Source organism: Pontimicrobium sp. SW4 (assembly GCF_039954625.1).
Taxonomy (GTDB): domain Bacteria; phylum Bacteroidota; class Bacteroidia; order Flavobacteriales; family Flavobacteriaceae; genus Pontimicrobium.
Window position 1 is genome coordinate 2,639,386 of the sequence record NZ_CP157199.1, and the last position, 15,856, is coordinate 2,655,241.

Genomic DNA, 15,856 nt, shown 5'->3' on the forward strand with positions numbered 1-15,856 from the left:
AACTAAATCCTATCTTAAAAATGCGTTTATCAACGCTGTTTAAAAATATCTCAAACAGATAAATGAAAACATCAAATCCTTCCTTAAAACATCATATCCTAATTGGAATTGTAATAAGTTTATGGAGTTTTTTGTTTGCTTTCTTCTCTAGGCCTTTTGAACACGGCTATATGGATTTTCAAAAATGGATTTATGTTAGTATTGGTTATAGTTTTATAGCGTTTATAGTTTATATTTTTGTGAGTTTGTATCAAAAATATGTCTATGAAAAATTAGACAAATGGAGTATTCTACTTGAAAGTAGTGTCTATATTCTATTCTATCTTCTATATACTATAATGACTTATATATATTATAAAAGCTCAGTGATAGAAGGTATTTATGAATTTAGCCAGTATTTAACTGATATCATGGTTAATATCATTCTTATATTTACACCACTAATATTCTTTGTGCGGAGGTATGTATTTAAACTAATACCTTCAAAAGAAGAATGCATTACCCTCAAAGGAGAAAATAAATTAGATATTTTAAAAATTAAACAATCTGACCTTATCTGTATTTCAAACTCACAAAATTATGTTGAGATTTTCTTCCTCGAAAATAATGAGCTTAAAACGAAATTATTACGTAGTTCATTAAAAAAAATTCAGATTGATTTTCAGTTTTTAGTGCAAGTACATCGTTCGCATTTAATCAATCCTTCACATTTTAAATCTTGGAAAGATTCCACAACCATTTCATTAACTCAAATAGAACTACCTGTTTCTAAAAACTACAAAAATCAGCTATTATCGTTGTAATTTTTATACCTAAAATAGCTTGGTTTGTACCAATTTATTACAATTACACCTAAAATAATGAGTTTTATCCCTTATTAAATTCATTATACGCCAAAGCACTATTTTGATTATATTTTAGCCTTATCAATCAAAAAAATCAATCAAAATGAAAAAACTTATCTGGATTATTTTCGGAAGCTTATGCGTGCTTATTAGCCTCTATCCTATTCAATACTTATTAGCTGACAAACCCATCGCTCTATTATTATCAAAACCTACAGAATTATTAAGAAGTAATGTTTATAATATCTTCTTTTATTCACATATTACCTTAGGTGGTATTGCCCTTTTAATAGGATGGTTGCAATTCAGTAAAAAGTTAAGAAGTAAAAACATAAAATTGCATAGAATTATTGGCAAAGTATATATAGCTTCAGTTTTAATTAGCGGACCAGCAGGATTATATATTGCCTTTTTTGCTACTGGTGGATTATTGCCACAATTAGGTTTTTCTATTGGAGTTTTACTTTGGATCATTATTACTTATTTAGGTTTTAGTAAAATACGAAAAGGGCATATTGAAGCACATCGAAAATTTATGATGTACAGCTACGCTGGTACTTTTGGAGCCGTAACATTACGATTATGGTTACCCTTTCTCATTTTTATTTTTGGTGAATTTATAATGGCATATAAAATTGTTGCGTGGCTAAGCTGGATACCAAACATGATAGTCGTTTACTTCATACTAAAAAGAAAACAAGCCTAAATTATATAAAAAACAATAGAAATATTATGAAATACAAAACAATCAAAAAATGGTCATTACGTATAATTTTAATTTTAGTCGTAATTAGCATTGCATCATGTATTGGAGTTAAATCTCAAATCAAACAACATTTAGGAGCAAAAACAGAATTAATAAACCCATCAATATTTAAAATAGATGAATCCCCTCTAGCCATAAAAAATGTTAGTGTGCTCTCAACCGATTGCACCAAAATGCTAGATAGTTTAACCGTATTAATAAGAAACGGAAAAATTATAAGTATTACTAAAGATGTTAGTATAACAAATGAATACAACATAATAGATGGAACAGGTCAATACCTCATTCCAGGGTTAGTAGACACACATGCACATTTACACGATAGCAAAAATGATCTATTATTATATTTAGCAAATGGAGTAACCCATATAAGTGAGATGTTTGGACAAGAAAGACATCTTAAATGGCGAAAAGAAGCAGAAGATGGTGCGCTTAGTCCTAAAATTTATGTTGCTTCAAGGAAGTTAGCTAGCAAAAAAGGAATTATGTCAAAAATAAGAAGCTGGTTTGGCTCTAGTCCTAATTATACAACTACAAATAAAGCACGAAAAGCTGTTCGTAAGCATAAAGAAGAAGGCTATAATGCTCTTAAGCTTAGTACTTTTTTAAATACTGAAATCTATTATGCAATAACTGATGAGGCAAAAAAACAAAATATACCAACGATAGGTCATTTAACATCTGATGTTAGTTTGAAAGGATTATATACTTCTGGCCAATCTCAATTGGCGCATATTGAGGAAATAACCAAAGCTACCATGCATGATTTTGGAGGCTTAAGTTATGACAATACTGAAGCATATTTAACCTATCTTAAAAAAAATGTTGATGCTATTGCCATTGAACTTAAAGAAATTGAGATGGTGGTTTCTTCTACTATCTGGTTAATGGAGAGCTTACCTAAACAAAAATTTGATATTGAAAATTTCCTTAAAACTATTGAGCTAGAGTATCAAAATCCAGGAGAAATAGAAGGCTCTAAACTAGCTAAAGGATGGTTACCTGGAAACAATAGCTATGAAAATTTGGATATAAAAAACAATCCCGAGAAAGCTAAAAAAAGCAAACTATTTTGGAAAACTTATGTTGAAGCTATTCATATCATGACCAAAGCTTTGGCTGACAATGGTGTAACAATCACAGCAGGAACAGATTCTAATACTGCTGGTGTTATTGCTGGGTTTTCTCTACATGATGAATTAGAGTCTCTTAATAAATCAGGTCTAACGAATAGTCAAGTGCTATATGCAGCAACTCTTGCTCCTGCAAAATGGATGCAAAGTGATGCAGGAAAAATTGAGGTTGGCTTGAGAGCTGATTTGGTTCTTTTAGAAAAAAACCCTCTGGAAGATATTAACAACACAAGAACTATAAATGCTGTAATTGCTAATGGCAAATTTTTAGATAGAACAATATTAGATAAAATGTTGCAATCAATAAAGGATGCAAATAATAGAAGTAGGAAAATTAATATTGATACGTTTATTAACTAATATAAAAAACACATACACGCTAAACTACAAAAAAAGCCTTCTCAAATCGAGAAGGCTTAGTTTTATAATGTGCATATAATTTATTACATACCACCTTTTCTAGTTGGTGATCTTTTAGTAGGCCAATCACGACGTTCTCCAGTACCTGGATTAATTGGCATTACCATTTTTTCATTTGAGACTCTTTCTGGATCTTCAGATGCCATGTAAGCTAAAATAGCGGTAAGGATAGCATTATTACGAACATCGTCAAATACTATTTTATCGTATGTATCACGATTTGTATGCCATGTATAGTCCCAGTATGACCAGTTTAAAGCACTTAAATTAAATGCAGGTGCACCAGCAGCTAAAAACGATGCATGGTCTGTTCCTCCCGTACTTGGACTTCCCGGAAAGCTGGTTTCTATATGTTTGGTAATGCTTCTTGGCACAGCATTTAGCCAACGTCCTAAATAGTCGTAAGAATGTAAAAATCCAGATCCTGAAATATTTACAACACGCCCTGTACCATTATCTTGGTTAAATAATGCTTGTACATTTTTTACGATCTCTGGATGATCTTCAACAAAAGCTCTGGAGCCATTTAAGCCTTGCTCTTCACTTCCCCAATGTCCAACAATAATAGTACGCTTTGGGTTAGGATACATTTTCTTTAAAATACGCATAGCTTCAAGCATAACTAAAGTTCCTGTTCCATTATCAGTAGCTCCAGTTCCACCATCCCAAGAATCAAAATGTGCAGATAGTACAATGTACTCATTAGGTTTTTCGCTTCCTTTAATTTCTCCTATAGTATTAAACGTTGGTACTTCACCTAGTTCTTTAGATTCTGCTACAATATTAAGTACTGGCTTGTCACCATATTCTGCCATTCTATATACCATTGTATAATCCTCTAATTCCATATCTACTGTTGGAATTTTTTTAGTTCTGGCACTAAATATTTTATTTACACCAAAGCCTCTAGACCAGTTACAAGCTACAAGACCTGCTGCTCCAGCATCTTCTAAGGCAGCGATAATTGTACGTGTATTGTATCCTGTTCTGCGAATGTTTTCTCTCCATTCTCTAGTCATTGCATCACGGTCGTCTTTCATTTTTTGAAAAGATTCTTCGGTTGCAAATTCTTCCCAGTTATAATCTGGACGTCCAGTTGGTTGGTTCATTGAGATAAGTACTAATTTCCCTTTAACACTAGGCAACCACGCTTTAAAAGCTGCTTCATCTGCAAAGTTTGGCAATGTAATTGCTTCGGCTGTGACACCTTTACTACCTGTACTTGGATTCCAAGCTAACTGCGTACCATCTAGTGATTGTACACGTGGCGATACCATGTCAATATGCGTAATACCACGCTCCCAACCACGCCATGTACCATAGTTTTCTTTTCTAGCTGAAATTCCCCATTTAGCATATTGTTCGATTGCCCATTTACTTGCATGTTCCATTTGAGGTGTTCCTACAAGTCTAGGACCTACAACATCCAAAAGTTCGTGCGCTAATCGCTCTAAGTTTGAATTTTCATTAGCTTCTTTAATAATCCCTTCTATTACAGGATCTGAATCTTGAGCATATACGTTACTATTTAGTAATAGCACAAATGCCAACAATAATTTAATTGCATTTTTCATTTTAAAAATTGATTGGTTGTAAATTTTATTTAACTGCACAAGCTACAATATTTAACAGTAATTTTATTTTTTGAAAATGTTAAGATTTAGTTAATTAACAACTTTTCGTCAATAAAAAAGCCAGTTTAAATAAACTGGCTTAAATTTTAAAGTTCGTATCGTAATCTAAAGGAGACAAACCTAGGTTGTATAAAATACTCGGTTGCACTTACTGATACTGCTCCAGTACTACTTTGGTTTTGAGCTCGTGTATCTAACAAATTTGTTGCTTTTATCTCATACTCAAATTTTGCATCTTGATCTTTTCTGTATGCTAAGGAAGCATTCCAAAACTCATAAGTGTTTATGGTTTTATCTTGATCACTAAAATTGTTATATGTGTAATCTGTTCTAAGAGTAAAAGCTTTAAAAATTAATGCATCAGCTTCTATAGAAGGGGATTTAGTATAGAATTTTGAACCACCTCCTTGTCCTAAACTATTATCTTGAATTCTATAGCTATAGCCAATTTCTACATTTGGTGCTGTTCTAAAATTAGTTCTTACCTGCGCTACATATGTTTGACTAAAACTTTCATTTTGTGAAACTCTATTTTGAATAAACTGATTGAACTTAGAGTAATTAAAATTCGCTCTTAAAGTACCTCTAACCTGATTAAAAGTTCTTTGCATACGTCCTGATGCACTTATACTTTCATCGGCAAAGTCTGAATTAAAAGGCGAGCTAATATTTACCACACTTCCTGGTTCAAAATTCGACCTATTTCTAATATTATCAATGCTTTTATTGTAACTAATATTTGCAAATACATTGGTGTAATTAAACATATTAAAGCTATTGTAGAAGAGGCTTAAATTATGAGATAATGCACTTTCCAGCTCTGGATTACCAGAAAACAAAGAATTATAATTATTTAGTACTAATCCACTTGCAAATTTAGATACGTCTGTAAATTGTGTTTGCATACGGTAGTTCAATACTAGCTGCTCACTCTTTTTTAATTGCATACGCATATTAAAGTCTGGAAGCACTCTAAAGAAATTATCTGTAGTCTCTGTGTTAAATTGGTCATTTTTTGTACTATAAGCATGTGCAGACACTCCAGGAGTAAAGGTGAAAATACCAGATTTTAAACGATAATGAATACCTAAATACACATCGCTAAAACTATAATCTATATTATTGTTATCTAAGCCTCCATTAATTGTTGGCGTTGGATTATACTTAGATCCATCATCTAAAAATTGAAAAATATTAGAATCGAATTTTTGATTACTCAATATAGTTCCAAGGGTAAAATTAATGTCACTTTTAGTGTTTAAAATATTCCAATAATCGAGCTTAGCATCTAATTGATTTGATTTTATGCGCTTATCTTGTCCTATATTATAATCTAGTTGAGCACCATCTAAGCCTAAATTATTTGCAGTGCCATCATAATTGCTTTTATCTTCTAAAATGGCATTGTAAAAAGGATCTTCGTCACTCAATAAATGTTGTGCTTCAAACGCAAAGATATTAGTCTCGTTAAGTGTATAATAATAGTTTACATTCTGGTTAATACTATAAGGACTCGAGCTTTCTATTTGATTAATATCTCCAATAACTGATGAGAAAAATCCTTGATCTTGTCTTTCTTTTGAAACTTTACCAAAAATATCATAGTCCAATTGATTATTAGCATTTGGCTTGTACTTTGCTGATAACTTCAACATTGCTAAATCACTATTTTGGATTGTATTACTTTCTGTACTTTCATCAGGAATACCCAAATCTGGATCAGTGTATCGCTTATCTCTGTTTTCTTGGATTTCAGTTTTGTTGTTAGAAAAAATAGCAAATCCGCTTAAATCTAAAGCTTTGTTTGGTGACCAACTAAAGTTTGCAGCACCAAATTTTGTTTCAATATCTTTCGCTCTATTATTTTGAGTTGACAAAAACCCTAAATTATTACTTCCTAAATTAATATTTGTTCCACTAGATCTACTAGGTCCTCTAAATCCTCCAGAGAAATTAAAATAATCTCTTCTAGTAAAAGCAACTTCTCCAAGATTATTTAAATCTCCAATGATATTAATACTATATTTTGGACTGTAATAAAATAATTTTGGTTGAAACATATATAAGCCTCCATTAGGCGAATCTCCTCCTCCAGCAGTAATGTTCCCAAACCAGAAATTAGTTTTACCTTCTTTTAGTTTGATATTTATAGCGACATTATCTTGGTTATTTGTAACGCCACTTAATTGCCCAACATCTGCATAGTTTTTAAGTACTTGCACTTTGTCTACAGCATTAGACGGAATGTTCTTAGTCGCTAATTTAGTATCACCATCAAAGAATTCTTTACCTTCGACCATTACTTTAGAGACCACTTTTCCTTCAACTTCTATTTGTCCATCTTCATTAATTTCAACACCTGGTAAGTTTTCAAGTACATCTTCAAGTTTTCTTTCAGTTCCTGTTTTAAAGGAATCTGCATTGTAAACTAGTGTATCTCCTCTAACAGAAACAGGCATTTCGTAAGTAAGCTCAATTGCATCTAAAGAATTATCAGCAATTAATGTAAAATCTTTATTAATGATAGCTTCTTTCTTTGTTTCTAAACTATCTTTGGTAGTTTTCATTCCAATATAACTTACCTGAATTTCATACTTAGAATCTTCTTTAAGGTTTAGCTTATATCGTCCTTGGCCATTAGTAATGCCATACGAATCTAAAATTTTTGTTTCTTGATTTATTGCTATAACATTAGCAAGCTCCAACGGGTTACCAATACTGTCTTTTATTACACCTTCTACTCTAACTTGAGCAAAAGATGTGCAGGCTACTAGCAAAATTATTGCAGTAATTAATTGTTTCATTTAGATGTTTTTTTGTTGATTTTTTTGATTAATGATTTTAGTTTCTTCTTCCGCCTCCTGGACGACCTCTGCCTCGCATATTCATCATTTCTTCCATCTTTTCCTTAACTATATCGCTATATTCTTTTTGGGTTACTTCTTTTCCTTTAGATGGTCGTTTAATTTCTTCTTTCTCTCCAGGATTCATGACTATTTTTGAACATAAAATAACTGTTCTTCCTGCATTCACTTCTAGAATTAATCCCGGAAGTCCCCAATATTCTCCTGGTCCTTGGTTAATTGGAATTTGAGGTGTGTACCATGCAGTAACTATTTGCGTTTTTGGTATTTCTATCTCATCCATTGGGTTATTTGTTTTAGTAGAATCACTTGCTTTCGCACTATCTGCATTATCTCGGTCTCTATTTCTTCTTCTAGCGCTCATAAAATCGGTGTTATCTAATTCTACAACAGCTGTTGCTTTCATAGCCATATACTTACCAATTTGCTTCGTTTCGGCGGTCATAACCCATTCTAGTTTTTTTAATTTATCATTTACCAAAAATTGTTTTCCAAAAAACTCCTGCTCTATTAGTAATTTATTTTCTTTTATATTTTTGTATTGGTTACCGCCAGTCATAGAAAATCCACCAAAACGCATTCCTCCACCTCCAGGAGCTTCTAATTTTTCTTCTTCTTTATAAATCGATTCTTCTTTATTGAAGGTTAGAATAAATGTTTTTTCAAACATACTTTTCATTCTTTCTTCAATCCTTTTTTTCATATCTGGACTCATCTCTCTTCCTCCAAAATTACCCATGTCCATGGTTGTTTTAGAGAAATAATATGCTTTACCCTGAAATTCTTGTCCAAAAGAAAATGCAGAAATCATGATAGCCAAACAGCTAACTATTAATTTAATCGAGTTTGATTTCATCTGTTTTTAAGTCTAAAAATTTATGCTAAAATACGTTTAACTCGTATTTGACTTTAAAAATGATGAATAGTTTAATTGAGATGTGTTAAATATTTCAGAAAATTATCCTCCTATACGAATTTCAAAGCTGTTTCCATCACGTCTTTCACGGCTATTTCGCATACGTTCATTCATTTCTTTCATTTTCTTTTCCATAATTACATCGTATTCTTTTTGGGTGATTTTTTTACCTTTTGTTGGCTCTTTAATCTCAATAGTTTTTTCAGGGTTTAGTACTACCTTACTACACATTAAAGTTTCAGTACCATCAGTAACTTCTAAAATCAACCCAGGTAAACCTTGATAGTTTCTTGGACCAGCATTTACAGGAATTTGAGGCGTATACCAAGCTGTAATAGTAATTTCCTCCATTTTTGGCTTAGTTTCTTCATCGAGGTCCTTGTCTCCATTTACACTAATACCACTTTCTCTTACTTCTACCTCTCTTGTTAAGGTTGCCTTATAGCATGTATATTCTCCAATATTTTTAGTTTCGCTACCTAATTCCCAATTTAAATCTTCTAATTTATCTTGAATTAAAAACAACTTACTAAACGATTCATTTTGATTGGTATATCTCTTTTCTTTTGTGTTTTTATACATCACATCAGACCCTCCTGTTTCAACCATAACCATTACCATACCTTGAGGTTGCGGAGCTTCTAATTGTTCTTCTTCTTTAAAAAGAGACTCTTCTTTATTAAAGGCAAGGTTGTATGTTTTTTCAAACTGCTTTTTCATCATATCCATCATGCGCTTATGCATATCTGAGTTCATTTGAGAGCTATCTAGCTTAATATCAAACTTCCTATGCGACTTATAAGTAGCTATTCCTTGAAAATCTTGTGCTATAACACTTGTAGATATAAGCACAGTAATTGCGAATAATAATTTTGTAAATCTGTTCATTTTATTTTTTGATTAATAATTTAACATTACAAATATGATTTACAATTTACAATTTCACCGTTAACTAGTGTTAACGTGTGTTAAGCGATTGGTTTAATATGCTTTTAACGTTTACTTTTGAATTATGAACGACGCTAGATATAGACTAATACTATATATTATTATTGCCGTAATTATTGGTACAATAAGCATTCAAGTATATTGGAACTATAAAAATTACGAAGTCAATAAGCAACAATTAGTTAATGATGTTCAAGTTAGTTTAGATAATGCTGTAGAAAAGTATTATACAAATTTAGCTAAAGAGCAAACCATCAGTTTTGCCTTTAAAACAGCTTCTAATGACGATTTATTATTTAAGAATAAAGGAGTTGATAGCTTAATTCATTATCTAGATATTGCTAAGTCAAGTTTTAAAGGAATTGATTCTATTGATTTTGAAATTGGGGATGGCATTACAATTTTTGGTGATGTTCAAAGAGATTCGATATTTAAATCAATTAACAATAAAGCTTATTGGAAAAAGAGAAAAATTAGATATGACAGTTTATACTTAAAAGATTCTATTATTACAAAGGATTTTGAAATGCTCACTTCTAAAGTTATTATTTCAATGACTAGCGACTCATTACAGCTTAAAGAAATTGATTCGATTTTTAATGAGGAAATTTTAACTAAAAATCTTGACATTAAATATACGTTAAACAATAATCAGTCTCATATAGGTATTGATTCATTACAATCTAAACTAATAAACGCTTCCGAATTATATACATTTTCCAAATCTCCTTTTTTACCACCTCACAATAGTCTTTTTGTTGGGTTTTCTAATTCTACAAAAGAAATATTAAAACGCATTCTCACTGGGATTTTACTATCTACATTATTAGCATTAATAGTTATAAGTTGTTTGTTTTACCTGCTTAAAATTATAAAACATCAGAAAAAGATTGCTGAAGTAAAAAACGACTTTATTAGTAATATAACACATGAGTTTAAAACACCAATTGCAACCATTGGTGTTGCACTTGAAAGCATTAAGAATTTTAATGTGATTAATGATAAAGAAAAAACCAAGAGCTACATAGACATGTCTAATACTCAATTGAGTAAATTGAATATTATGGTTGAAAAGCTTCTTGAAACGGCCTCATTAGATAGCGAAAATCTTCAATTAAAAAAAGAACAAAGCAATGTTACTCATTTATTACAAAACCTTGTAAATAAACACACTTTAGAGTTAGAAGAAAAATCATTAACATATAATCATCCTGAAAATGATATCCATGCAAACATTGACGCTTTTCATTTTGAAAATGCTATAAACAATGTAATAGATAACGCTATAAAATATGGTGGGGAAAACATAAAAATTTACCTTGATCAAAACACAATTGGTTTTACTGTAACTATTTCTGATGATGGAAAAACGTTAACTAAAGAAAATAAGGATACAATTTTTGAAAAATTTTATCGCATACCTAGAGGAAACACACATGATGTAAAGGGTTTTGGAATTGGCCTGTATTATGCCAAAAAAATTATTGAAAAACATGACGGTGCAATTCATTTGAATCTTGAAAACAAATGGACAACTTTTAAAATTTCTGTTCCAAATGGATAAATTGAAAAACACCATATTACTCGCTGAAGACGAACCAGCTTTAGGTCAAATAATTAAAGAGAGTTTAGAAACCAGAAACTTTCACGTATTGCTCTGCGAAAATGGAGAAAAAGCTTATCAAGTTTACAAACAAAACAGTCCAGAGCTATTAGTACTTGACGTAATGATGCCAAAAAAAGATGGCTTTACGTTAGCAAAAGAAATCCGTTTAGAAGACGATACTATTCCTATTATTTTTTTAACCGCAAAATCTCAAACTGAAGATGTTGTTGAAGGCTTTAATATTGGAGGCAATGACTACTTAAAAAAACCGTTTAGCATTGAAGAGCTTATTGTTAGAATTAATAATTTACTAAACAGAACACAATTGCAAAAAACTGCTGATGTCTTAGAAATTGGTGCATATACGTTTAACTTTCCTAAGCAACACATTACTTTTAAAAACTCCGAAAAAGTACAGCTCACCCATCGTGAAGCACATCTATTATATCATTTGATAAAAAACAAAAACGAAGTGTTAGATCGCTCACTAATATTAAATAAACTTTGGGGAACCGACGATTTCTTTTCTGCAAGGAGCATGGACGTTTTTATAACTAAGCTTCGCAAAAAGTTAAAACAAGATGAGACTATTCAAATTGTAAATATTCGTGGTTTTGGCTATAAATTAATATGCTAAAAAGTGGTTTGATTTTTGTATTTTTCCAAATACTATGAAACACATACCTTTTCTTTTCTTTTTTATTTCAATATCTATATTCTCTCAAGAAACTTATAAAACTTTATTTATAAAAAAAACTGAGCTAAAAGCAAAAATTATTGCTTCTGTTATTAAGAGTAATCGTTATGAATCTATAAAGTATATTGATAATAACACGTTGTTTGTAAAACTAAATGAGAATATTATTTATAATTACAGCAACCTACAATTAGACGAAATAACATCTATAGACGCTTTTAGTCCATCAAAAACCAAGTTGTTTTACAAAAACTTTAATACTGTTGTGGTTTTAGATAACCGTTTAGCAGAAATGGATAAAGTTAATTTCAACACTATAAAGCCTTACAAAAACATAACACATGTTACTACAAGTTTTGGAAATAAACTTTGGATTTTTAATCAGGACACTCAACAATTAGAGTTATATAATTATAAAACAGGTGAAGTAACAGCAAAATCTTTGCCTATTCAATCTAATGTTGTTGATCTTAAAAGCGACTATAGTTATTGCTGGTTGCTTACAGAAAATTATTTATATAAATATGATTCTTTGGGAAGCCTTATTTTTAAATTTGAGAATAAAGGCTATACTAATATTACACTAGATTTTAAAGAGAATTTTTTGCTAAAATCTGATAAAGGTCTTTTTTATTTTAGAAATTATGATCAAGCTCTCATTCCAATTGACACTCCAAAATTGTTAATAAAACAGTTTTTAGTAACCAATGGAAGCTTGTATATTTACGACGATGAATTTCTTCATGAATACCAACTAATAAAAGATTAAATTATGCACGTTGCAATTGCAGGAAATATAGGCGCAGGAAAAACTACGCTTACAAAATTACTAGCAAAACACTATAAATGGGAAGCTCAATTAGAAGACGTGGTTGACAACCCTTATTTGGACGATTTCTATAATCAAATGGAGCGTTGGAGCTTTAATCTACAAGTATATTTTTTAAATAGCCGTTTTCGCCAAGTATTGCAAATTCATCAAAGCGGTAAAGAAATTATCCAAGATAGAACCATTTATGAGGATGCTCATATTTTTGCGCCCAACTTACACGCCATGGGTCTAATGACAAATCGTGATTTCGAAAATTATTCGTCGTTATTTCAACTTATGGAATCCTTAGTAAAAGGTCCTGATTTATTAATCTATTTAAGAAGTTCAATTCCTAATTTAGTAAGTCAAATTCATAAACGTGGTCGCGACTACGAAAACTCTATAAGCATAGACTATTTAAGCCGACTCAACGAACGCTACGAAGCTTGGATTCATGGCTATAATAAAGGTAAATTAGTTATCATTGATGTAGATAATTTAGACTTTGTGGATAATCCAGAAGATTTGGGAAGCATTATTAATACCATTGACGCAGAGATTCACGGTTTATTTTAACATATCCACCGCTCATTTTAAAGGTTAGATTTATTACTTTAGTCAATGAAACTAAAGTTTATATAAATTTCCAACCAACAATTATGAGAAAGTTTACATTCTTGCTTATATGTATATTAAGCACAACTTTCATCTTTGCACAAGATGAATCACAAACACCCGTTCCAAATTATAGATTAGCCGCAAAATATTCGCCAAACAATCTTGGAAAATTAGTACACTCAACAACTGTGCGTCCAAATTGGTTAAAAACAGGCAATCGTTTTTGGTATCAATACAAAACTACCGAAGGTTCTAACTACTACATCGTAGACCCAGACAAACGCACAAGAACTAAACTGTTTGATAATGCTAAAATGGCTAAGTGGTTAACCGAAATCACAAAAGATCCTTATGATGCGCAACACTTACCACGTTTTGATTTCGAGTTTGTTAAAAATGAAACGGCTATTCGTTTTAGAATAACTTCTACTGAAGAAGTAGAAGCAAAAGACGATGAAAAAGATAAAAAGGAAGAGGAAAACACCGAGCAAGATTCTACAAAAATAAAAAAGGCCAAAAAGAAAAAGCCGAAAATGGAAAAAAAGGTGTATTTCTTAGAGTATCGTTTAGGTGGCAATGGATTAACCATTATTGATAATTCTAAAGACGATGAAAAACGTATTCGTTGGGCAAATGTTGCGCCAGATAGTTCTATTGTATTGTTCTCTAAAAAACACAACTTATATTGGATGGACAAAGAAAACTTCTTAAAAGCAGTTGAAGATGAAAAAGATTCTACTATTGTGGAACACCAATGGACTAAAGATGGCGTTGAACACTTTGGCTATGGTGGCGGAAGAGAAAACAATGTAGAGAAAGAAAAAAATAAAGACAAAAGAAAAGGTGTTTTCGGATATTGGTCTCACGATTCTAAAAAATTTGTAATTCAAAAAACAGATTCAAGACACATAAAAGATCTTTGGGTGATAAATTCAGCTACTGAAGATCGTCCAACACTTGAAACCTATAAATACCACATGGCTGGGGAACAAGAATTTTATAAGCCTTACGTAGAGATTTTTGATATCCCAACAAAGGAAATGATTCAAATAAAACTTGATACTTCAGTACAACAAAGTGTTGGTCTTTATTCTCATAGGTATAAAAAGAATGATGACAGTAAGCACAAACCTGCATTGTTACTTTCTAAAAAAGGGAAAATATACTTCAATACCACCAGTAGGGATCGCAAGCGATTTGATATACATGTAGCCGATATTAATACAGGAGAAGTCACCACATTAATAGAAGAGCACTTTAATACCTATATTGAAAGTAGAGGAAAAGGCATTCAGCTATTTAATAATGAGTCTGAAATTTTATTCTGGTCAGAAAGAGATGGTTGGGGACATTATTATTTATATGACGCCAATGGAAACTTGAAACGTCAAATAACAAGTGGCGAATTTCATATTGACACTTTTGAAGGCATCGACGAAAGCGAACGCACAGTATATTTTACAGCAAATGGTGTGAATAAAGATGAAGACCCATACTATGCTCATTTATATAAAGTCAACCTAAACGGAACAGGCTTTAAAAGTTTAAATCCAGGAGATTTTAATAGTAGTGTAGACGTTTCTGATTCTAACAAGTATTTTGTGAGCAACTATTCTAAAGTTAATACAGTTCCTAAGTCAGAATTAAGAAGTAATACTGGTTCCTTGGTTATGAAATTAGAAGAAGCCGATTTATCACAACTAATGGCTACTGGATATCAATTTCCAGAACCTTTTAAGTTTAAAGCAGACGATGGTATAACTGATATTTATGGCGTAATGTACAAACCATTCGATTTTGATGAAAACAAAAAATATCCTTTAATCGAGTATGTATATCCTGGGCCGCAAACAGAAGCAGTGAATAAATCTTTTTCTCCTAGAATGAATAGAACTGACCGTTTAGCTCAAGCTGGCTTTATAGTAGTTACTTTAGGTAATAGAGGAGGTCATCCAGCGCGTTCAAAATGGTATCACACTTACGGATATGGTAATTTAAGAGATTATGGTTTAGCCGATAAAAAATATGTTGCCGAACAATTGGCTGATAAACACTCATTTATTGATATAGAGAAAGTTGGTATTTTTGGTCACTCTGGAGGTGGTTTTATGTCTACAGCTGCAATGCTTGTTTATCCTGATTTCTTTAAAGTAGCAGTATCTTCTGCAGGAAATCATGATAATTCAATTTATAATAGCTGGTGGAGTGAGACTCATCATGGTATAAAGGAAGAAATGGAAGCTGATGGCAGTATTAAATATAAATATGCCATCGATAAAAACCAGTCGCTTGCTAAAAACCTAAAAGGAAAATTATTACTAGTAACTGGCGATATTGATAATAATGTACATCCAGGGGGCACTATAAGAATGGCTAACGCATTAATAAAAGCCAATAAGCGTTTTGATTTTATGCTAATGCCAGGGCAACGTCACGGTTTTGGTAATATGACTGAATATTTCTTTTGGATGCAAGTTGATTATTTTAGTAAACACTTACTTGGCGTTGAGACTAAAGATGTTGATATGATTGAAATGAATAGAGATATCCCTCAAAATGATTAGGAACTTAATTTTTTTATGCAAAAAACCACGCAAA

General features: G+C 31.4%; 12 protein-coding genes. 8 read left to right on the plus strand and 4 right to left on the minus strand.

Translation table 11 applies throughout. From position 1 onward, the window contains the following. Window positions 1-62 precede the first annotated feature (62 nt). The 3 genes from ABGB03_RS12275 (at window position 63) to ABGB03_RS12285 (ending at window position 3,104) form a co-directional block, all read left to right on the plus strand. Window positions 63-803, plus strand: a complete 741-nt coding sequence (locus ABGB03_RS12275; RefSeq protein WP_347922863.1) for a LytTR family DNA-binding domain-containing protein — start codon at window positions 63-65, stop codon at window positions 801-803. Window positions 804-948: 145 nt separating this feature from the next. After that, window positions 949-1,551, plus strand: a complete 603-nt coding sequence (locus ABGB03_RS12280) for a DUF2306 domain-containing protein (RefSeq protein WP_347922864.1) — start codon at window positions 949-951, stop codon at window positions 1,549-1,551. Between the two features lie 26 nt (window positions 1,552-1,577). Next, window positions 1,578-3,104, plus strand: coding sequence for an amidohydrolase family protein (locus ABGB03_RS12285; RefSeq protein WP_347922865.1), 1,527 nt, complete (start codon window positions 1,578-1,580; stop codon window positions 3,102-3,104). Window positions 3,105-3,187: 83 nt separating this feature from the next. Here the strand turns inward: ABGB03_RS12285 and ABGB03_RS12290 are convergent, their stop codons facing one another. The 4 genes from ABGB03_RS12290 to ABGB03_RS12305 all read right to left on the minus strand — a co-directional run bounded on the left by ABGB03_RS12290 (window position 3,188) and on the right by ABGB03_RS12305 (window position 9,466). Further along, a complete protein-coding gene (locus ABGB03_RS12290) occupies window positions 3,188-4,738 on the minus strand; it encodes a M20/M25/M40 family metallo-hydrolase (protein ID WP_347922866.1) in 1,551 nt (516 codons plus the stop codon). A gap of 146 nt (window positions 4,739-4,884) precedes the next feature. After that, window positions 4,885-7,602, minus strand: a complete 2,718-nt coding sequence (locus ABGB03_RS12295) for a carboxypeptidase-like regulatory domain-containing protein (RefSeq protein WP_347922867.1) — start codon at window positions 7,600-7,602, stop codon at window positions 4,885-4,887. Window positions 7,603-7,639: 37 nt separating this feature from the next. Further along, window positions 7,640-8,518: a GLPGLI family protein gene (locus ABGB03_RS12300; protein ID WP_347922868.1), complete on the minus strand. Its 879-nt coding sequence runs from the start codon at window positions 8,516-8,518 to the stop codon at window positions 7,640-7,642. Between the two features lie 102 nt (window positions 8,519-8,620). Further along, window positions 8,621-9,466, minus strand: a complete 846-nt coding sequence (locus tag ABGB03_RS12305) for a GLPGLI family protein (protein WP_347922869.1) — start codon at window positions 9,464-9,466, stop codon at window positions 8,621-8,623. Between the two features lie 124 nt (window positions 9,467-9,590). Here ABGB03_RS12305 and ABGB03_RS12310 point away from each other — a divergent pair, with 124 nt between their 5' ends. From ABGB03_RS12310 to ABGB03_RS12330, 5 genes are all read left to right on the plus strand, one after another. Further along, window positions 9,591-11,090, plus strand: coding sequence for a HAMP domain-containing sensor histidine kinase (locus tag ABGB03_RS12310; protein ID WP_347922870.1), 1,500 nt, complete (start codon window positions 9,591-9,593; stop codon window positions 11,088-11,090). Then, the gene (locus tag ABGB03_RS12315) at window positions 11,083-11,769 is read left to right on the plus strand and encodes a response regulator transcription factor (protein WP_347922871.1); all 687 of its coding nucleotides are present in this window, start codon (window positions 11,083-11,085) and stop codon (window positions 11,767-11,769) included. The genes ABGB03_RS12310 and ABGB03_RS12315 overlap by 8 nt, the downstream gene beginning before the upstream one ends. 34 nt (window positions 11,770-11,803) lie before the next feature. Further along, complete coding sequence (locus tag ABGB03_RS12320) at window positions 11,804-12,598, plus strand: hypothetical protein (RefSeq protein ID WP_347922872.1); 795 nt, start codon at window positions 11,804-11,806, stop codon at window positions 12,596-12,598. A 3-nt stretch (window positions 12,599-12,601) separates the two neighbouring features. Beyond that, window positions 12,602-13,216 carry a deoxynucleoside kinase gene (locus ABGB03_RS12325; RefSeq protein WP_347922873.1) on the plus strand — a complete coding sequence of 205 codons (615 nt, stop codon included), beginning with the start codon at window positions 12,602-12,604 and terminating at the stop codon, window positions 13,214-13,216. Window positions 13,217-13,299: 83 nt separating this feature from the next. Continuing rightward, window positions 13,300-15,822, plus strand: a complete 2,523-nt coding sequence (locus ABGB03_RS12330) for a DPP IV N-terminal domain-containing protein (protein ID WP_347922874.1) — start codon at window positions 13,300-13,302, stop codon at window positions 15,820-15,822. The last annotated feature ends 34 nt before the right edge of the window (window positions 15,823-15,856 follow it).

Bases quoted from the DNA above. Each gene is read 5' to 3' on its own strand.
- ABGB03_RS12275 (WP_347922863.1), top strand. From the start codon at position 63: ATGAAAACATCAAATCCTTCCTTAAAACATCATATCCTAATTGGAATT.
- ABGB03_RS12280 (WP_347922864.1), top strand. From the start codon at position 949: ATGAAAAAACTTATCTGGATTATTTTCGGAAGCTTATGCGTGCTTATT.
- ABGB03_RS12285 (WP_347922865.1), top strand. From the start codon at position 1,578: ATGAAATACAAAACAATCAAAAAATGGTCATTACGTATAATTTTAATT.
- ABGB03_RS12290 (WP_347922866.1), bottom strand. From the start codon at position 4,738: ATGAAAAATGCAATTAAATTATTGTTGGCATTTGTGCTATTACTAAAT.
- ABGB03_RS12295 (WP_347922867.1), bottom strand. From the start codon at position 7,602: ATGAAACAATTAATTACTGCAATAATTTTGCTAGTAGCCTGCACATCT.
- ABGB03_RS12300 (WP_347922868.1), bottom strand. From the start codon at position 8,518: ATGAAATCAAACTCGATTAAATTAATAGTTAGCTGTTTGGCTATCATG.
- ABGB03_RS12305 (WP_347922869.1), bottom strand. From the start codon at position 9,466: ATGAACAGATTTACAAAATTATTATTCGCAATTACTGTGCTTATATCT.
- ABGB03_RS12310 (WP_347922870.1), top strand. From the start codon at position 9,591: ATGAACGACGCTAGATATAGACTAATACTATATATTATTATTGCCGTA.
- ABGB03_RS12315 (WP_347922871.1), top strand. From the start codon at position 11,083: ATGGATAAATTGAAAAACACCATATTACTCGCTGAAGACGAACCAGCT.
- ABGB03_RS12320 (WP_347922872.1), top strand. From the start codon at position 11,804: ATGAAACACATACCTTTTCTTTTCTTTTTTATTTCAATATCTATATTC.
- ABGB03_RS12325 (WP_347922873.1), top strand. From the start codon at position 12,602: ATGCACGTTGCAATTGCAGGAAATATAGGCGCAGGAAAAACTACGCTT.
- ABGB03_RS12330 (WP_347922874.1), top strand. From the start codon at position 13,300: ATGAGAAAGTTTACATTCTTGCTTATATGTATATTAAGCACAACTTTC.